At 54.7% G+C, this 19946-nt stretch carries 12 protein-coding genes; 5 read left to right on the forward strand and 7 right to left on the reverse strand.

All coding sequences use genetic code 11. The annotated features are described in order from the left end of the window. Window positions 1–5: 5 nt before the first annotated feature. From rimJ to BMY54_RS19070, 3 genes are all read right to left on the reverse strand, one after another. Window positions 6–593 carry a ribosomal protein S5-alanine N-acetyltransferase gene (rimJ, locus tag BMY54_RS19060; RefSeq protein ID WP_093435604.1) on the reverse strand — a complete coding sequence of 196 codons (588 nt, stop codon included), beginning with the start codon at window positions 591–593 and terminating at the stop codon, window positions 6–8. Window positions 594–841: 248 nt separating this feature from the next. Continuing rightward, the gene (locus tag BMY54_RS19065; RefSeq protein ID WP_093435609.1) at window positions 842–1216 is read right to left on the reverse strand and encodes a DUF6124 family protein; all 375 of its coding nucleotides are present in this window, start codon (window positions 1214–1216) and stop codon (window positions 842–844) included. Between the two features lie 211 nt (window positions 1217–1427). Beyond that, a complete protein-coding gene (locus tag BMY54_RS19070; protein ID WP_093435613.1) occupies window positions 1428–2834 on the reverse strand; it encodes a DUF2252 domain-containing protein in 1407 nt (468 codons plus the stop codon). A 272-nt stretch (window positions 2835–3106) separates the two neighbouring features. On the opposite strand from BMY54_RS19070, the gene BMY54_RS19075 reads away from it, so the two are divergent. The 5 genes from BMY54_RS19075 to BMY54_RS19095 all read left to right on the forward strand — a co-directional run bounded on the left by BMY54_RS19075 (window position 3107) and on the right by BMY54_RS19095 (window position 12018). Next, window positions 3107–4147: a DMT family transporter gene (locus BMY54_RS19075; protein ID WP_093435617.1), complete on the forward strand. Its 1041-nt coding sequence runs from the start codon at window positions 3107–3109 to the stop codon at window positions 4145–4147. A 398-nt stretch (window positions 4148–4545) separates the two neighbouring features. Further along, complete coding sequence (locus tag BMY54_RS19080; protein ID WP_093435621.1) at window positions 4546–6522, forward strand: type I restriction-modification system subunit M; 1977 nt, start codon at window positions 4546–4548, stop codon at window positions 6520–6522. Continuing rightward, complete coding sequence (locus BMY54_RS19085; RefSeq protein ID WP_093435625.1) at window positions 6519–7877, forward strand: restriction endonuclease subunit S; 1359 nt, start codon at window positions 6519–6521, stop codon at window positions 7875–7877. Before BMY54_RS19080 ends, BMY54_RS19085 begins: the two co-directional genes overlap by 4 nt. Next, window positions 7877–11077: a type I restriction endonuclease subunit R gene (locus BMY54_RS19090; RefSeq protein ID WP_093435629.1), complete on the forward strand. Its 3201-nt coding sequence runs from the start codon at window positions 7877–7879 to the stop codon at window positions 11075–11077. Before BMY54_RS19085 ends, BMY54_RS19090 begins: the two co-directional genes overlap by 1 nt. A gap of 29 nt (window positions 11078–11106) precedes the next feature. Next, window positions 11107–12018 (forward strand): restriction endonuclease, encoded by a 912-nt coding sequence (locus tag BMY54_RS19095; RefSeq protein WP_093435632.1) that lies wholly within the window; start codon window positions 11107–11109, stop codon window positions 12016–12018. A gap of 309 nt (window positions 12019–12327) precedes the next feature. Here BMY54_RS19095 and BMY54_RS19100 read toward each other — a convergent pair whose 3' ends face one another. The 4 genes from BMY54_RS19100 to BMY54_RS19115 all read right to left on the reverse strand — a co-directional run bounded on the left by BMY54_RS19100 (window position 12328) and on the right by BMY54_RS19115 (window position 19944). Continuing rightward, window positions 12328–14685, reverse strand: a complete 2358-nt coding sequence (locus BMY54_RS19100; protein WP_093435637.1) for a restriction endonuclease subunit S — start codon at window positions 14683–14685, stop codon at window positions 12328–12330. Continuing rightward, complete coding sequence (locus tag BMY54_RS19105) at window positions 14682–16151, reverse strand: type I restriction-modification system subunit M (RefSeq protein ID WP_093435641.1); 1470 nt, start codon at window positions 16149–16151, stop codon at window positions 14682–14684. The genes BMY54_RS19100 and BMY54_RS19105 overlap by 4 nt, the downstream gene beginning before the upstream one ends. A gap of 88 nt (window positions 16152–16239) precedes the next feature. Further along, window positions 16240–18606, reverse strand: coding sequence for an EcoAI/FtnUII family type I restriction enzme subunit R (gene hsdR / locus BMY54_RS19110; RefSeq protein WP_093435645.1), 2367 nt, complete (start codon window positions 18604–18606; stop codon window positions 16240–16242). A gap of 459 nt (window positions 18607–19065) precedes the next feature. Beyond that, window positions 19066–19944, reverse strand: a complete 879-nt coding sequence (locus BMY54_RS19115) for a hypothetical protein (RefSeq protein WP_093435649.1) — start codon at window positions 19942–19944, stop codon at window positions 19066–19068. Window positions 19945–19946: the final 2 nt, after the last annotated feature.

Consider the following 19946-nt stretch of genomic DNA (forward strand, 5'->3'; position numbering starts at 1 on the left):
GAAACTCACGCCAAAGGTTTCGACCAGCGCTTTTCCGGTGTCTCGAACCTTGAATTGACCCGCGCCGTCAGCACGTGATCCTGCCAGCGCCCGGCAATATTCAGATACGCCTTGGCGTAACCCTCACGTTCGAAGCCCAGGCGCTCCAGCAAGCGCGCACTGCGTTCGTTGCCGGGAATGTAGTTGGCCATGATCCGGTGCAGGTTCTGGGTATCGAACATGTAAGCGATGCCAGCCTTCAGCGCTTCCTGCATCAAACCTTGACCCTGTTGGGCCTCGTCGATGTGATAACCCAGATAACACGCCTGAAAGGCACCACGAATGATGCCGCTGAAGTTGCAGGCGCCGATCATCTGCTGGCCGTCCGGGGTCAGCAGCGCGAAATGCATGGCCAGCCCGGCCTCGAATGCGCTGGCCTGTATTTCAAGGCGTCGGCGAATTTGCTCGGTGGAAAAATATTCAGTGGTGCGGATCGGCGACCATGGCGCCAGGTGGCGCAGGTTGCGTCGGTAGAACTCGCTTTCAAGCTCGGCCTGCTCCGGTGCAAGTATCGCGAGCGTCAGGCGTTGGCAGGGCAGGGTCAACAGCGGCATCGGGCGCTCCGGAATGGGGGATCTTCCGGCAGAGTCGCGCAATCCGCCGGGTTACGGCAAGTCGTTGCGACGCAGGGGCTTTGTTTCAGGCAAAAAAAAGCCCGCAGGAGCGCGGGCGAACCGTAGTTTCTTGAATGAGCGAGCGGACTGTACAAGGGTTGGCCGCGCAGCTGCAGTGAAGAAAAATTCATCTCGATGGGCGGCGCCAATGCAGTCCGATGCGCAACCGAGCGCCGGGGTTTCGCCCGTCAATGGCGGGTTTCAGGCCCGGTAGTGTTCAGCGGTTTCTGCGGATCCAGATTGTCCCGTGCCCGACAAATCAGGATCTCGGCCAGTGCGCTCAATTGCTTCATGGCCACCGCCACATGACGTTTCGAGCCGTCGAACTCATCGGCAAAGGTTGCGCTGATGGCCGCGAGGGAATCGAGGATCTCACTGGCGTGGGTGAGCAGGGTCAGGGTGTCGACATCGTCGCGCACCTTGATGAGCTGATTGAGCGGGATGCTACGGCGCCGCTTGTGCGCTTCGCTGCGTGCGCTGGTATTCGATTGCGGTTGGGTGCTGGACGCTGGCGCATCGGACGGTGCCGGGCCAACCAGCGAAAGGCGGGGGATTTTCTTCATGACGTAGCTCCGTGGAGTGAACATTCACTGCAATTGCGGCTGCCAAACCGTCCGCTGGATGGCAGTGGTCGTGGAGCGTAACGCCCTGAGGAACTGTGCACCAGTTCATCAAAGTCGACGCGTGTTGCGGGAATTTTCCTAGGACGTTCGATGTGGGAAGGAGGGCGTGGCGGCAAAACCAATGGCAATCACGGTGATCACGGACGTCATTTCAAGGCAGGTGATCAGCAGCAAAGTCAGCCTCTGACCGCGCGCGCAACTGCCCCTTGCGACAGGCCGTCTGGAAGCGTTCGAAATCACGTTCGTTTTGCGCGGTGTAATGTTGCGCGTACTTCAACAGCGCATCCGCCAGCGCATCGCCTTTGCCGATGTAACCGCTGATCTGCGCAGCGAGACCGGAGGCCTTGGCATGTGCCCGGGCGAGGGCGCGGCCGCAAACGCGACCGTAGGCAGCAAAGGTTTCAGCATCGAAGTTTTCCAGTTCGGCGGAGATCTTCATGTCGCGTAATTGCCGCACGTAGAATTGCCGACCGCTGGGGCCGGTCGTCCAGCCCAGAAACAAGTCACTGGCCGCCTGCATCAGGCGCTGCCCCTCGACCACGCGCTGCCCTTCATGGCGCACCCGCGCTTTGCTTTTGACGTAGTCGGCGAGCACCGAACGCCGGGCTTCCTTGAATTGCAGGAACAGCGGGAACTCCTGATCGTCGGTCAGCAGCGCCACCAGACAACGCGTGCCGACACTGCCGACGCCCACCACTTTGAACGCCAGATCCTGCACGTGAAACCGCGACAACAACTCGCGGCGGTCGGGTTGCAACGTGCTGCGATACTCGCGCATGAACGTGTCGAAGAGCGGCCGCCAGTCCGCGAGCCGCAGCCAGTCATCCTCGGCATCCAGCAGCGTGGTGTTTTTGTGCAGGTGAAAAATTTCCGGCAGGTCATCGCGAATGATCAGACGCCCGTGGGCATCGCGCTCACTGATTTTCGGCAGCAGCTCGGCGTGTGTGCGCCGTTCGGCCTTCTCGATGGCGCGCTCCACATGTTCAAGGGTACTTTTGCGTGCCTGCGCCAGCAGGTCGTTGTAGCTGATCGACTCGTACCAGTTTTCCAGCACGCTCTGCTCGGCGCACTCCAGCAGCGTGGTCTGATAGGCACCGACCATTTCACGGCACACCTGTTCCTCGACCGATTCGCCGTGGCGCAAGTCACGGGCGGCCACCACGAAACTCGCCGCGAGACGCTTGAGATCCCACTCCCACGGTCCGGGATGCGCTTCGTCGAAATCGTTGACGCTGAACAGCAAATTACGCTCAGGCGTGGCGAAACCGCCGAAATTCATCAGGTGGCAGTCACCACAGATGGGCAAGTTCAGGCCCATGTTCGCCGTGCCCGACAAATCGTGCGCCTGCAACAAGGCATTGCCGCGAAAGAACGTGAACGGCGACACCAGCATGCGCCCGTAACGCAGTTCGACCAGCGACGCGACGCGGCCCTGGCTGGAGGCCTTGATCAACGGAATCGGGTCACGGTTCATTTTGCCGGTGGATGCCTGAGCGCTGCGCGAGCACTGCTTGCGGGCGTCCTTGCCTTGTTGCATGCGGTCTTTGAGAGAGGTCATTGGGGGCTCGGTCCGGCGGAAGGGGCGCTGTGAGTGTAGAAGTGCTTTTGGGGTTTATCCGCTGGCTTGAGTCCGGTGACAATCCCCATCTCGATGTTCGCAACATAGAGGCTGTGTCGCCCCTGCGCCCTGGATTGCGCGGATCAAATGTTGCTGGATGGGTGTGTGCTTGAAGGGGAGGGGATCCTTCAGGGAACGGTTCACATAAAACTCACCTGAGTTCTGCCATGATTGTCGCCAATATTTCATCAGCCCGAGCGAGTGATCCCGTCATGAATGTGAGCGTTCTCTACGCTTTGGTTGCGGCAGCATTGTTTGGCGCCAGTACACCACTCGCCAAGCTGTTGGGCGTACAGATTTCACCGATTCTATTGGCCGGGTTGCTCTATCTGGGCAGCGGGCTGGGTTTGACCGTCCTGCGTTTTGCCCGCGATCGAGGCTGGCAGCGTTCCGGACTCGGAGCCGGCGAATGGCCGTGGCTGGTCGGAGCCATCGGCTTCGGCGGTGTGCTGGCGCCAGTGGCATTGATGTTCGGTTTGACCAGAACGTCCGGCGCGAGCGCGTCACTGATGCTCAATCTGGAATCAGTGCTCACGGCACTGCTGGCGTGGCTAGTGTTCAAGGAAAATGCCGATCGGCGAATCGTGATCGGCATGCTCGCCATCGTGGCCGGCGGTGTCGTGTTGTCCTGGCCGCAAGAGACCGTGTCGGCGCAGGACTGGACAGGCCCGCTGGCCGTCGCCTTCGCCTGCTTTTGCTGGGCCATCGACAATAACCTCACGCGCAAAGTCTCTGCCTCGGACGCACTGTTCATCGCCGGCAGCAAAGGCCTGGTCGCCGGTCTGGTCAACTGCGGCTTGGCCTTGCTCATCGGCACGCAAATGCCTGCGGCCACCACGCTGGTGCCCATCCTGCTGGTCGGATTTCTCGGCTACGGCGTCAGCTTGGTGATGTTCGTCCTCGCCCTGCGCGGGCTGGGCAGTGCACGCACCGGCGCATACTTTTCCACCGCGCCGTTTCTGGGCGCAGCGATATCGATTCTGCTGCTGGGCGAGTCGGTATCGCTGATGTTCCTGCTCGCCGCAGCGTTAATGGCCGTGGGGGTATGGATTCATCTGATGGAAAACCATAGTCATGAGCATCAGCACGAACTGCTCGAGCATGATCATCGCCACACCCACGACGAGCATCATCAGCATACGCACGGGTTTGAATGGGATGGTAGGGAGCCGCACAGTCATCCGCATGTGCATACGCCGATGCGGCATAGCCATGCGCATTTTCCGGATGTGCATCATCGGCATGAGCATTGAGGTGTGGGGAGGGATTGGTTTTGGCGGTAGGGGCTGGATGGGATGGCGAGATGCGACAAAGCCCGCACTTGGCGGGCTTTGTCGTTGAGAGTTGGTGGGCCGGGGTAATTGAATTGGTAGGTTATTGACTTTTAAAGTTAATAACGATTTTTGTTTTTTGCTGGAATACCGATTGGAATGCTGCACGTCACGTGATCACCTGTTTGCAATCAATCTGACCAACACGCTTTGTAACATTGCTGGCAGTGAAGCTGCCTATGGCTAGCTCTCAACACTGGCGAAACCGCCCAAAAGTGAACTCCGGCTTGGCGAGAGTTCACAACCTAAAGCGCACGCTCCGGATGAGCACCCTCAGGTGTTAGACTTGCGGTTTTGCCCATACTCCAAGGAGTTATTGCGTGAACACGGAAAATCATTCCCAGACGGCTGCGTTTTTATGGTCCATTGCCGATCTGCTGCGCGGTGACTTTAAACAATCGCAATACGGTCGGATCATCTTGCCATTCACCTTGCTACGTCGCATGGAGTGCGTACTCGCTCCGACCAAGGATGCGGTGATCAAGCAGACCTTCGCGCAAGAAGGCCGGCCGGATCAAGTGCGCGAGATGATTCTACTGCGCACAGCAGGACAGCAGTTTTTCAATGCCTCGACGCTGACCCTCAATACGCTGTCCGCAACACAGACTGCAGCTGATCTGATGAACTACGTGCAAGCGTTCAGTAAGGACGCCCGTGAGATTTTCGAGCACTTTCACTTCGAGGATTTCGTTCAGCAATTGGAAAGTGCCAACCTGTTGTATCAGGTGGTGCAGCGTTTCGCCGCCACTGATCTGAGTCCCGAGTTCATCAGCAACTTCGGCATGGGCATCATCTTCGAAGAGCTCATTCGCAGGTTTGCGGAAAGCTCTAACGAAACTGCAGGGGAGCACTTCACCCCGCGCGATATCGTTCACCTTACAACCTCGTTGGTGATTACTGATCAGGATCATAAGCTCGCGGCTAATAGCATTGTCACCATCTACGATCCAACTGCTGGTACCGGGGGGTTCCTGTCCGAGGGCGATGAGTACATCCAGTCCATCAGTGAGAGGGTCAGCGTGTCACTCCATGGCCAAGAACTGAACCCCGAGTCCTATGCCATTTGCAAAGCAGATATGCTAATCAAGGGGCAAGACGTGGCCAGCATCAAGCTCGGCAACACTCTGTCCAATGATCAGTTGGCTGGTAAGCACTTCGATTTCATGCTCAGCAACCCGCCGTTCGGCGTGGAGTGGAAGAAGGTACAAAAACAGATCACTGACGAACACAGCCACAAAGGCTTCGACGGTCGCTTCGGCCCTGGCCTGCCACGCGTCTCTGATGGTTCGCTGCTGTTCCTTCTCCATTTGGTTAGCAAGATGCGAGACCCACGCGACGGTGGCTCGAGAATCGGCATCATCCTCAACGGTTCGCCGCTTTTCACTGGCGGTGCGGGTTCGGGTGAGTCGGAAATTCGCCGCTACCTGCTGCAGAACGATCTGGTCGAAGCCATCGTCGCTCTGCCGACCGACATGTTCTACAACACCGGCATTGCGACATATGTGTGGATACTCAGCAATCACAAGGCAGCTATACGCCAAGGCAAAGTGCAGTTGATCGACGGCAGCCAGCACTACGCTAAAATGCGCAAGTCGCTGGGTAGCAAACGCCAGTACATCACCGACGATCAAATCAACGAGCTGGTACGCCTTTATGGCAGTTTCGAGGCAACTGCGCAAAGCAAGATCTTCCCCATCGACGCCTTTGGCTATCGCCGCATCACCGTTGAACGCCCGCTACGTTTGAACTTCCAAACTAGCGCCGAACGCATCGCCAAAGTGCTGGAAGAAAAGGCTATTCAGAAGCTCGACAGCGACGCTCAGCAGCAACTGACGGCGGCTCTACAAACCATGGATGCGAGTGAGCTGCACCGCAACCGCGAGCAATTCACCAAACTGTTGAATAAAGCCTTGACCGCACACAACGTCAGCCTCAGCGCGCCGGAGCTGAAAGCATTGCTCAATTCTTTGGGCGAGCGTGACCCCGAGGCGGATATCTGCATGACCAAGGGGCAGCCGGAAGCGGACGCTGGCCTGCGTGACAACGAGAACGTGCCGCTGCGCGAATCGGTGTACGAGTACTTCCAGCGTGAAGTCATCCCTCATGTTCCGGATGCCTGGATCGACGAGGGTAAGACCGATGCGCAGGACGGCGATGTAGGTATCGTGGGGTTCGAGGTTCCGTTTAATCGCCATTTCTACGTATTCCAGACACCACGCCCGTTGGCAGAAATTGATCAAGATCTGAAAGCCTGCACCGACCGCATCAAGCGGATGATTGAGGGGTTGTCGGCATGAGTTTTCCTGCGTATCCGATATACCAATATTCTGGCAATGAGTGGATTGGCGTTATCCCTGATCATTGGTCGGAAAGCCCGCTAAAAAGAGTGTTTAAGATCGAAGGCGGCTCCACTCCGCCGCCCGATGAGGCTAATTGGGATGGCGATATTGCATGGGTAACCCCGGCAGATTTGAGTGGACTGTCTTCACTCTACCTTCAGTCATCTAAAAGAACTATCACAGCTGCAGGACTTGCTTCCTGTGGTACTGCCCTGCTTCCAGCTGGCAGCTTGATTCTCTCCACAAGAGCGCCAATCGGTTCACTTGCGATTGCAATGATTAATATGTGTACGAATCAGGGCTGCAAGGGGTTAGTACCTAAGCCGACTACATCTGCAGCCTATTTCGCATTTGTTCTGCTAGCAGCGAAAGACGAGTTGAACAATCGTGGAAGAGGCTCAACCTTCCTTGAGATTTCTGGCGATGAGTTGAGTCGGTTCACAGTCCCGGAACCCCCATACGCAGAGCAAACCCAAATTGCCCGTTTCCTCGACCATGAAACCGCGCGCATCGACGCGCTGATCGAAGAGCAGCAACGTTTGATCGGACTGCTCAAGGAAAAGAGCCAGGCCATGATCTCTCACGCCGTAACCAAGGGCCTCAATCCCACAGTACCAATGAAAGACTCTGGAGTGGAGTGGCTAAAAGAGGTGCCGGCGCATTGGAAAAAAAGACGACTAAAAAATATATCGCCCTTTATCACAGTAGGGATCGTTGTTAATCCGAGTGAGTACGTCGCTGATGAGGGCTTGCCGTTCTTATACGGCGGAGAGGTGAAAGAAGGTTTCATTGACGTCGAAAAGGCAAGAAAAATTTCGCCTGAAGATAGTGCAAGAAACCGAAAAACGATGTTGGAGGCAGGTGACATCGTAACCATGCGAGTAGGGTATCCGGGCTTAACTGCTGTTGTTCCGCCTGAATGTGCAGGGGGGAATTGTGCTTCGGTAATGCTAGTTAAACGGGGAGCTTTTGACTCACGATGGCTATGCGCTGTAATGAACAGTCGTCTAGTTAGGCAGCAGGTGGAGGTCGTCCAATATGGCGCGGCCCAAAAGCAGTTCAACATTGCAGATGCCATCGAATTTTGGATGTTTGAACCGCCGTTAAGCGAGCAAACAGCGCTGGCCATATTTATAGAACAGCAGTCACAAGTCTTCGAGGAGCTTATGGAGGAGGCAAGCAGCTCGATGAGACTGCTTAAGGAGCGCCGGTCCGCGCTAATTTCTGCCGCCGTCACTGGTAAAATCGACGTACGCAACTGGCAACCACCTGCCAGGGTATTTTCCCCTGAGTTAGAACGAGAGGCTGTGTAATGGCGGACAGCAAGGAGGCGCAATTCCAACAGGACATCATCGACGCCTTGGCAGCTCAAGGCTGGCTAGTCGGCACCACCAGCGGATACGACCGTCGCACCGCGCTGTATACCGCAGATGTGCTGGGTTACTTCAAGGATGCCTGGCCGGAACGATGGGTCAAGTTCTCCAAGGCCAACCCGAATAACCCAGATGATTTGCTAGTACAGAAATTGGTACGCGAGCTAGAGCAAAGCGGCACTCTTGATGTGCTGCGCCATGGCTTCAAAATGCCGGCTGTGAAGGTGGAACTATGCAGCTTCCAGCCCGACCACGGCATGAACCCGGATACCCTCAAACGCTACCAATTCAACCGTTTGCGCGTAGTGCCGGAGGTGTCTTATTCACCGCATGCGCGTGTTGACGGCAAGGGCGGGCAGAGTTACGACCCACGCCTAGATCTGGTGCTGTTCGTCAACGGCATCCCCACCGCCACGCTCGAGCTGAAAAGCGAGTTCAAGCAGTCGGTGGAAAACGCCAAGCGCCAGTACCGTAATGACCGCCCAGTAAAAGACCCGCTAACGCGCAAACCTGAACCACTGCTGTCCTTTAAGCGCGGCGCGTTGGTGCACTTTGCCGTGGGCCAGAACGAAGTGGCGATGACCACCAAATTGGCAGGTAAGGACACCTTCTTTTTACCGTTCAACCTCGGCAGTGAAGAAGGCGGTGCGGGCAACCCTATGCCTGAAGAAGACAGCCAATACTCAACCAGCTACCTTTGGGAGCGCCTGTTGCAGCCGGATGCGTGGCTTAAAGTACTGGGGCGCTTCCTGCACTTGGATAAGAAAACCAGCGAAGGCTTCGATGGTACGCCGGTGACCAAAGAGACGATGATCTTCCCGCGATACCACCAATGGGAAGTGGTCAATAAGCTGATTAGCGCCACCCGCACGGAAGGGCCGGGCAAGCGTTACTTGATTCAGCACAGCGCCGGTTCGGGCAAATCCAATTCTATTGCTTGGACTGCACACCAATTGGCCTCGCTGTACGACGGTGCTGGTCAACGTCTGTTCAATTCGGTGATCGTGGTGACCGACCGAACGGTGCTGGACAGCCAGTTGCAAAACACCATCTATCAGTTCGAACACGCTCAGGGCGTGGTTAAACCGATCAGCCGTGATGTCGGCAACCAGAGTAAGTCCGAACAACTGGCAGAGGCGCTGGCTGAGCAGACACGTATCATCATCGTCACCATTCAGACCTTTCCGGCGCTATTCGATGCTTTAGACAAATATCCCAAGCTGGCAAGCGGGCGCTATGCGGTGATTGCTGACGAAGCGCATTCCTCGCAAACGGGAACGTCTGCCAGCAAGCTGAAACAGATCTTGGGCAGTGATGTTTTGGCGGCTGAAGAAATCAGCGCCGAAGAGTTGTTGGACGCTGCCGTACAGGCGCGCCAACCCAACGAGCGCATCAGCTACTACGCTTTCACCGCAACGCCCAAAGCCAAGACTTTGGAACTGTTCGGTCGCCCGGTTGACCTGACAATGCCAGCCAGTGCCAGTAACAAGCCGGAGGCGTTTCACCTGTACTCCATGCGCCAGGCCATCGAGGAAGGTTTTATCCTCGACGTGCTACGCAACTACACCACCTACAGCACCGCTTGGAAGATCGCCCACCCGGATGGCGAAGACGACGAGGTGGACAGCAAGAAGGCGCGCATCAAGCTGGCACGCTGGGTGCGTTTACACCCATACAACATCAGCCAGAAAGTCGAGGTGATCGTCGAGCACTTCCGCGCCAATATCCGCGGTCTGCTCAATGGTCAAGCCAAGGCCATGGTCGTCACCAGCGGTCGTCAGGAAGCAGTGCGTTATCAGTTGGCATTGAAAGCTTATGTGCAGCAGATGGGCTACAGCGATGTACACCCGCTAGTGGCGTTTTCCGGAAGCGTGTTACCAGATGAGGTAATCCCCGAAGAGGTGACGGAAAACAGCAGTCTGCTCAACTCCGGCCTGAATGGCCGCGACCTAGCGGACGCTTTCGACACCCAAGACTTCAACGTGATGATCGCGGCCAACAAGTATCAGACGGGCTTCGATCAACCCAAGCTGTGCGCCATGTACGTAGACAAGAAACTGCAAGGCGTGGACTGCGTGCAAACCCTTTCGCGTTTGAACCGCACTTTTGGTGACGCCAAGGAAACCTTCATCCTCGACTTCTTCAACGAGCCACAGGACATTCTCGATGCCTTCTTGCCGTACTACACCAAGGCAGAACTGACCGATGTAACTGACCCACAGATCATCTACGACTTGCAGAAGAAGCTGGATGCCGAGGGCATCTATCACTGGCAAGAGGTTGAAGCATTTGCCTTGGCTTTCTTCGACCCCAAGGCGCAAGCCAGCAAGCTCAGTTATTACTGTACGCCGGCCAAAGAACGTTTTGCCAAGCGTTATGCCTTCTCGCTGGAGTCACGCCAGCAAGCGTTGGATTACAAACGGATCGCCGAAACCACTGGGGATAGCGTCGGCTTGAAAAAAGCCGAGCACGCGCTGAAAGAAGCCGGTGAGCAGGTTGATCAGCTCGACCTTTTCCGCAAGAACCTGCAAGGCTTTGTGCGCCTGTACGAGTTTCTTTCGCAGATCGTGCCTTACGAGGATCGTGAGCTGGAGCAGTTGTGTGTGTACGCAAAGCACCTGCATCCGCTCTTGCGTGTAGATCGCCTGCTACAAGACGACGTCGATGTGGGCGAGTTGCAGTTGAGCCACTACCGCCTGAGTAAGCGCGCCGAACACCAGCTTCGCCTGCATGAGGAAACTGGCGAGTACACTCTCAAACCTGGCAGTGATGTGGGCAGCGGGAAGCCTCATGACCCAGAGAAGAAGCGCTTGTCGGAAATCATTGATGCATTGAACGATATCTTCGGTGCTGAAGTTAGCGATGACGATCAACTGCAGTTTCTCACTGGCATTGCCCAGCGCATCAGCCGCCAGGAAGATGTGATGGCCCAGGTGAACAACCATTCGGTTGATCAAGTGATGCACGGCCTGTTTCCCAAGCGCGTCCTCGACACCGTGCTGGATGCTATGACCGACCATGAGAAGCTCTCGCTGGAAGTGCTGGATAACGAAACGAAGAGCCGGGCGTTTGCACTGGTGATTTTGAAGATGCTGAAGACAGCCGCAGCCCTCGATGACAGCGGCGTGCGCGGCGACTAGAAAGTCGCGAGCAGGGATAGGGAGTAATTGTGGCAATTCCGGATTTTCAAAGCGTGATGCGTCCAGTGCTGAGCACCGTTCAAAACGGTGAGTCGCTGCCGCTCAATGAGTTGCGTGAGCTGGTGGCGGATCAGTTTCAACTGACCGAGGACGAACGTAAGGAACGCCTGCCTTCCGGTCATCAGACGGTGATTAACAATCGCGTAGGCTGGGCTCGCACTTATTTGAACAAGGCGGGGCTGCTCTGCATTCCATCCAAGGGCATGGTGCAGATCACCCCACGCGGTCTCGATGCTTTGGCCAAGGGGCCGCAGCGAATCACGGTGAGCTGGTTAAAGCAGTTTCCCGAGTTTGCGGATTTCCATACGGCCAAGCCTCAATCTGTTGACGCACCCGCCATGCTGAGTGTTGATATTGCCGAAATTACACCAGACGAACAGTTGGCCGATGCGCATCAGGCGTTGATGCAATCCCTCGTAGAGGAACTGCTGGCGCAAGTCCGGTCGGCCACCCCCAGCTTCTTCGAACAGTTGGTGGTCGATCTGATGATCTCTATGGGTTACGGCGGTTCGCGCAAGGAGGCCGGAAAAGCGACCCAGGCGACCAATGATGACGGTATCGACGGCATCATCAAAGAAGACAAGCTTGGCCTTGACGTGATCTACCTTCAGGCAAAACGCTGGGCCAACACGGTACATCGTCCGGAGATCGACAAATTTATCGGCGCACTGACTCGCCAGCGTGCACGCAAGGGGGTGTTTATCACCACCTCGGAGTTCTCCGATGGAGCCCGCACTGCCGCGCTTGGATTGGATATCAAAGTTGTGCTGATTGATGGCGTTGAGCTGGCGCGGCTAATGGTGGAGAACAATTTGGGCGTCAGCGTTAAGCAGGTTTACGAGGTGAAACAGCTGGACAGTGATTATTTCGCGGGAGAGTAAATCGATTGCTGTGACAGGGGGAAACGAAGTCTGGCGTAGCTGCGAGAGTAATCATAACGCTAGCATTTTACCTACCCGCAACGGCTCTGGCAGGCACAAAAAAGGCACTCGCGATAAACGCTGAGTGCCTTTTTGTATTGCTTATTTGGTGGGCCGGGGTAATCTGAATTAGTTTCTTAGATATTTGATTTAATTGACTAATGTGAGTTTGTAAATTTCTTTGGGATACCAATTGGAATACCGCGAGGAATTGGAATAGGCCGCATGCATTGTAACCATATCTTGCAGAGCACGGCCAAAAGGTATTTGTTACTCGAAACCGGGCAAGCTAAGTATGCCGCCTGTGGTACGTTTGCCAAAACCTGTGGGCGTTAAGATTTTTTGCTTCTTCATCTCTGCGAGTACCGCCAACCATTTGGGTTTGCCAAAGCGCAGCTTGGTGTCGTTCCAGCGATGCGTGACTTCGTCCACGATGGCTTCATCGGTAACCGGGCGGCCTTCGAGAATAAAGTCGTTCCATGCGGCGTAGAGGGTCACTGTCATCTCGCAGCGATCCGTATCCCAGTCCCGCATCAGCTCAATGATTTGCTCAATGGTGGCTCGCTCAGTGGCTGACCAAGCGCCGGTGTACGCCTGGCGATGTTGTCCCGCCTGCGAAAGCGGGCGGTAGGCATGGCCAACGGTCTCTCGCTCAATGCATTCGTACCACTGATGGTTTTGCAACTCACCCTCGATCTGGTTCATCAGTTGGCGATCATGAGGGCCAGCCACGTTGCGTAAGTAACTGCCTTGAATCGTAGTGAGCCTAGCTGCATGCTCGGCTAGGTAAACCACCTTCTGCAGTTTGCGCTGGCCAAAGGTGCGCTGGGCGTGAAGCCTGTGAGTGACTTCAGCGGCGAGCAGGGTTCGAGCAGCTTTTTGTTCCGTGGCAACGGGAGCCTGCTGGGCATCGTCGGAATGGGCGTGCTCGACCAGGGTGCTGGCCAATTGTACCTTCAGCTGTCGGGCTTGCTTTAAGCAGTTTTCGAGTTGGCCGCAGAGGCTCATGAGCTGATCGAGTTTGGCGACGATGCGGTGTTGTTCTGCCAAGGGAGGAACCGCAATTGGCATTTTCAGAAGAATACCGTGATTCAAGTTCACCATGGTCGTACCTACGGCCGCCCCAGCCAGATAGGTACGAACCGAATTACACCTGAACAGAGTCCAGACATACGCTCTTGAGACTTCTTGCGTGAAACGAAGCACAAAGCTACCTGTGCCACAGAGCCAGCCGTCCTCGGTCTCAGTAACTAGCGCTACCCGTCCAACTTCCCCGCGGCGGGCCATCACCATATCTCCAGCGTTTAAACGATAAGAGTCAAGAGTTGCAGCCATTTCGGGAGAAAGAGATACGGAGTGGTCGGCCACTATGAGACCATCGATCATATGTGACGGGTTTACCAAGGGAACACCGCCATCTACATAATCCGATTGATGTATTAACGATCCAAATGGGCCCGTTGATACATCCAGCGCAAAATCAGCGAATCGCTGCCACACCCAACCGGCAGGTAGCTCAAATGATTTCTCGGTATCACCAATCTCCGCCTGCTGTTTCTGGTTTCTCAACTTGCCGGCAGCGACCAACCGCATCTTTTCCTCGGCAATTCGCTTAAGTAATTCACTGGCAGGCTCATCGCTTAAGTTTTGCGGCACCAGTTTGCCCATCACGGCTAGTTGCAACAGCGTTTGTTTGAGGGCGTCGATGCTCGGTTCTGTGGTGAACAGGGTGTGGAAGTGTTCGGCCAAGCGCTGCCAGTTAGTGGCGAACCCGTTGGCGTCGCCGGCTTGGGTAAGACTGTCGAGCAGCGTCTGCACCAGTTGGGCATGGGCGCTTTCGCCGTCGGCTTGTTGGGCTTCCAGGCGGTCGCACAGGGCCATCAGCTCATCGACTTTGGCAATGATGCGGTGCTGTTCGGCGAGGGGCGGTAAACCAAATGGTCTAGCGAAGAGCTTTTCGTAAATAAGGCTCTGGACCGTAGTTCCTTGTTTGACATCTTCCTTCAAGATGACGCGCTCAGTGCCACGCAGCAAAAGCTGCACATAGTTTGATGGCTGAGGTTGGAATGGTGAAATCGCTTTTAAGTCTTGGTTGATCGTGCAAGGCACTGCGGTTATTTGAGCGGGTAGCTTTCGTTTTAGGATGCCGCTTCGGCCCACTAACAAAATAGAGCCAAGTGGCACTAACTCCAGGCTGGTCTTTTCCAGTGCTAATTGTGTGACCTTTAGCTCACTACCTGTGATGTCACCATCATGCATGTCCTTAGGGGAAACCCAAGGAATGTCACCATTCCAAAACCCTGGTTTTGACATCGATGGTGTACTGCCACCTCGCATAGCTGCGATCTGGTTTAGGGAGGTCCAACACCATCCCACAGGCAAGTCAAACGGCATTTTTTCTTCAGCAATCTCCGCCAACGCCTTCTGCTTTTTGATCTTTCCCTCCGCGACCAGCCGCGCCTTTTCCTCGGCTATGCGCATAAGTAACTCACTGGCCGGCTCATCATTCGGGTCTTGCGGCACCAGCTTGCCGCGCACCGCCAGTTCCAGAATCAACTCACGCAGCTTCTTGATACCATTGGGCGCACCGGCTAGCAGCGGCAGGTTATCGGTGAGCAACGCCGTCATATTTGGCGCTCCAGAGCTTCAGCCAGCACGGCCTTGAGTTGATCGCGCAGGTCGCTGATTTCGCCTTGCAGCGTGGCGTAGTCACGTAGCAACTCGACGGGGTTGTGGCTGATCTGCTCGTCGATATGCGGGTTTTTGCAGTCCAGGTTCCAGTTGCGCGCTTGTAGATCTTTGACGCTGACCTTCCAGGCAAATTTGTTTTCTTCCCGCGCTGCGAAGCCGTCGGCCTCTTTACCCCACCAAGCTTCCTCCACAGTGAACTCTTCGATGCGCATGGGGCGGGTCTTGGAGTAGTTCTTCACACCTGTTGGGTATTGGTGCTCGTAGAACCACACCTGTTTGGTCGGTGTCCCCTTTGTAAAGAAAAGTAGGTTGGTCTTGATGCCGGTGTAGGGGCTGAACACGCCGTTAGGTAGTCGAACGATGGTGTGCAAATTGCACTCAGTCAGCAGCTTTTCTTTGATGCGGCTTTTGATGCCTTCGCCAAACAGAAAGCCATCGGGCAGCACCACGGCAGCGCGACCACCGTGCTTGAGCAGCTGCATGATCAGCACCAGAAATAGGTCGGCAGTTTCTCGGGTGCGAAAGGCCGCGGGAAAGTTGGTTTCGATGCCATCTTCTTCCATACCGCCGAACGGTGGATTGGCGACGATGCAGTGCACGCGCTCACTCGGTCCCCAACTGATCAGCGGTTTGCTGAGGGTGTTGTCATGGCGGATCTGGCTAGGCACCTCGATGCCATGCAGGATCATATTGGTGGTTGCCAGCAGGTGGGGCAGTGGCTTTTTCTCCACACCAAATATGCTGGCCTGCAGGGTGCGTTCGTCTTCGGCGGTTTCTACATAGCGGCTCCGCTTGTGCTCGATGGTACAAGTTAGGAAGCCGCCTGTCCCGCAGGCCGGATCCATAACCTTTTCGTCCAGCTTAGGATCGACCATGCGCACCATAAATTCGGTGACTGGGCGCGGGGTGTAGAACTCGCCAGCGTTGCCTGCATTCTGTAGGTCGCGCAGCAGTTGCTCATAGAGGTTGCCGAACTCGTGACGCTCCTGAGCCTTGTTGAAGTCCACGCCTTCCTGAATCTTATTGATTACCTGCCGCAGCAGCTGCCCGGATTTCATGTAGTTGTACGCGTCTTCAAACACGCTGCGCACCACAAAGGCCGACGGCGTGTTGCTGTACTCATGAAGGTTCTGCAACTGGGGGAACAAGTTATTGTCGATAAAGTCCTTCAGCGCATCGCCGGTCATGCCTTCCGGATCGGCTGCCCAGGTACGCCAGCGGCAACTGTCGGGAATGGGCGAACGATAGGTGTCGTCCATCAGCTCCCACTCCAGCTCGCGGTCATCAAAGATTTTCAGGAATAGCAGCCAAACGAGCTGGCCGATACGCTGGGCGTCGCCGTCTACGCCAACGTCTTTGCGCATGATGTCCTGAATGGACTTGATGGTGGAGCTAATGGACATGAAGTTCTCTCAATGCATACCGCAAGGGGGGCGAAATTCTACAGGATAGTGTGGACAACTGCTTTGACAGGTAGTCGGTGGTTGGCCGTCAACTGGCGTAAAGTTCGTCTTCCAGCTCGTGGATGGCCTGGTTGTAGCCAGCCTTGCCGCCGAAGGCTTTGACCAATTCCATGGGCGCACCGAACTGGCTGAAAGGGTCAAGCTGGAGGATTTTGATGTCCTCGATATGCTCGATACCGGTATCAGCATATTTATCCAGCAACGCCTCCAACACTTGGCGGGCGGCGCCGGAATACTTGGCGAAATAGTTGCGCTTTTTCACCTGCTCGGCTCGCTCGCGGCGTGACAGGGCGGGCTGATCGAAGGCGACATGGCAGATCAGATCGAACGGATCGAGCGGTTTACCCTGCTTCTTTTCCACTTCTTCGGCCAAGGCCTCCCACATCACACCCTGAACGGCCATTTCCTCAATGATGACTTTCTTTTGCTCGGCATCACTCCAGCGACGTAGGAAGTCGTCCAGCGAGGTGAACTGCTTTTTTACACAGGTGCGGGTGTAGTCGTGGAGCGATTCAGTGATGAGTCGACCATCCGGGCCGTAGTACTGCACGCGTTCGGCGACGACGTAAATCGGGACGGTGTCGATCACGTACTTGATGCGTTTTTTACCATCCTCCTCGCCGGTAAACTCCAGTCCATCCCCGTCGTTGTCGCCGCCTGCGATGATGCCGTCTTCATCTCCCTGCGGATCGTCTGGCGGCACGGGCGAGTCATTAGCGTCGGGGGCGAAGATAACTACTGGATCACCATCGAAGGCCGGGTCGGCAAATAGCTCGGTAGCTTTTTTAAAGTCCATGATGGTGAACCAGTACTTGCCGTAGTCTTCGTTGATGCGAGTGCCGCGACCGATGATTTGTTTGAACTCTGTCATTGATTTGATGTGCTGGTCGAGCACGATCAGCTTGCAGGTCTGAGCATCGACGCCGGTGGTCATCAGCTTGCTGGTGGTGGCAATCACCGGGTAGCGCTCTTCCGGGTTGATGAAGTTGTCCAGCTCGGCCTTGCCCTCCTGGTCATCGCCGGTGATACGCATGACGTATTTGCGATTCTCGGCCACGCGCTCAGGGTTGAGGTTAACCAGGGCTTGGCGCATGCGCTCGGCGTGGTTGATGTCGTCGCAGAAAACGATGGTTTTCTGAAACGGATCGGTGGCCTTGAGTAGCTCGGTAACTTTTTGCGCCACCAGTTGGGTGCGCGCCTCAATCACTAGGGTGCGATCCATGTCCTTGAGGTTGTAGATACGGTCTTCGATCAGCTCGCCGTTCTTATCGAGCATGCCTTTCGGTGGTCGCCAGCCTTGGAGGTCTTTATCGAAATCGATGCGCACTACTTTGTAGGGAGCGAGGAAGCCGTCTTCGATGCCTTGCTTCAAGGTGTAGCTGTAAATTGGCTCACCAAAGTAAGTGATGCTCGATACCTCTTTGGTCTCCTTCGGTGTGGCGGTGAGGCCGACATGGGTGGCGCTGGAGAAGTAATCAAGGATTTCGCGCCAGGCGGAATCCTCGGAGGCGCTGCCACGGTGGCATTCGTCGATCACGATCAGGTCGAAAAAGTCGCGGGAGAACTGCTTGTAGATGTTCATCTCTTCATCAGTGCCGGTGACGGCCTGATAGAGCGACAGGTAGATCTCGTAGGAGGTATCGATCTGGCGTTTGGCGATTTTGGTCATCGCCTGGCCGAAGGGCTTGAAGTCGTTGTTCTTGGTCTGGTCGACCAGGATGTTGCGGTCAGCCAGAAACAGGATGCGTTTCTTCTGTTTCGATTTCCACAGCCGCCAGATGATTTGGAAGGCTGTGTATGTCTTGCCGGTGCCCGTAGCCATCACCAGCAGGATACGGTCTTGGCCGCGCGCCACAGCCTCGACGGTGCGGTTGATGGCATTCATCTGGTAATAGCGCGGCATGCGCCCGGAGCCGTCGTCGTAGTAGGGCGCTTCGATCTTGTGTTGGGCTGTTGTATCCAGCCCCTTCCACTGGCAGTAGCGGTGCCAAAGTTCGGCAGGGCTGGGGAATTGATCAAGGGTGAGTTCGGTTTCTACCTGGCTGCCTGTGCGACTGCGGTCGTGAAACAAGAAGCCATCTCCATTGCTGGAGAACACGAACGGTACGTCCAGCGCCTCTGCATAACCCAGGGCTTGCTGCATGCCGGAGCCAACGGAGTGCTTGTTGTCCTTCGCCTCGATTACAGCGATAGGCAGGTTGGCCTGGTGGTAGAGGATGAAGTCTGCACGGCGTGCTTCGCCACGGCTGTGAAGTTTGCCCCGGACGATAATGCGGCCTTTAGTAAAGCTGACTTCCTCGCGCACCTGCTTGTGCATGTCCCACCCAGCTTGTTGAACAGCAGGGGCGATGTACTTGCTGCAGATGTCCCGCTCGGAAAGCGACTTTTTGTCCATAACCCCAACTCCCTTTCAAGCCGGCCTGGTCGCTCCATTCCGGCACTGCTGATCGTGCTTGATGGGCGTAAATGTACCTTGTTTGATGATGGCACGGGGGAAGATCAGACTTTGGTGGCTGAAGCTGTAGGTAAAGTGAGTCGAGATCATGAGCGCGAGAGTGTTTTGCGTCGTCCGGGTTATTTTATTTTGGATGGGTCTATGTGACAACCTGAAGATGCTGAAGTTAATTGGAGCGTAAACAAGTTGTTAGTGCTTAATTAACTTTCGCCGGCTTACATCGTCAATTCTCAGCTCGGTTACACTCTGTCCAGCTACAAACCAATCTTGATGTTGGATTTTTGTTTTGCAAACGAATGCGATAATGAGATAAGGATATAATAAATTAAAATAAGTTGAGTATCGGATGGAGGGGCGCCTTCTTTATAATATTAATGAAGGCGATCTCTTGAGCTTGGACTATTTCCTTGGTAGATATAGTTTTGACCAGAATATGAGTTCCAGTAAGCTTAGGATTGAGGATTTTAACGTGTAGTTGCTGACGAAGTACTTTTCAGCGGGGTCCGCATGGATGTATTTGCCACACACCCAGTAGAGGGAATTTGTTAGGTTAAATATGGCTGAATTTTGATACTCTGTTTTTGTTGGGGTGTGATTGGCGGATGGGTAGCCACTAAGGTGTTTCATTAATTTATTGAATTCTAACATGCCGTTCGGTCTTATTAGGTTATCTGGAACGACCGGCTTGTTGTATAGGTTGATGGTTTTATAAATGGTTTCTTGGAGCGATCGTATGTCTCTGAAAATCCCACCAAAGCGAGGGAAACTAGCCTCGTCCGCATTTTTCAAAATTTCTATAAGAGTTGATTCTGCACTTTGATCATAGCCATAAGTTCTGATGATCGAAAATATCTCGTTGTGAGATACTGTTATTTTTATAAGTTCAGAGTTGTCGCAATAAAACTTTAATTTTGCTATGGCTTCGTTTAGTCCATCTGGTGTCTTTTGGTAAATGTTCTTCTCTTCTGCAAAACGTTTAAAGTTATTGAAGGCATCATCATCCCCAGTGAGCACAATTCGAGGGAAATTTGGAAAATTTGTGTCGAGATATTTTAGTGCTGTGCCAATGAAGTTTTCATTTTCAATGGCTTGGTCGTCAGAGATCAAACACTTTATATCGAGAACTACTGCAGATATAGAGTTGTGATGCTTAGGCATCACTTCCTGTAAGCCTTCAAGACTTTTCCTATATATCAATCGAAGTTCGTTGTTTTGAGCTTCAATTTGGAATGTGTCTTTAAATTGTTCGTCATCATCGATTAGAAGAATATTGTTCATTT

This window comes from Pseudomonas sp. ok266 (assembly GCF_900110195.1).
GTDB classification, from domain to species: Bacteria; Pseudomonadota; Gammaproteobacteria; order Pseudomonadales; family Pseudomonadaceae; genus Aquipseudomonas; species Aquipseudomonas neuropathica.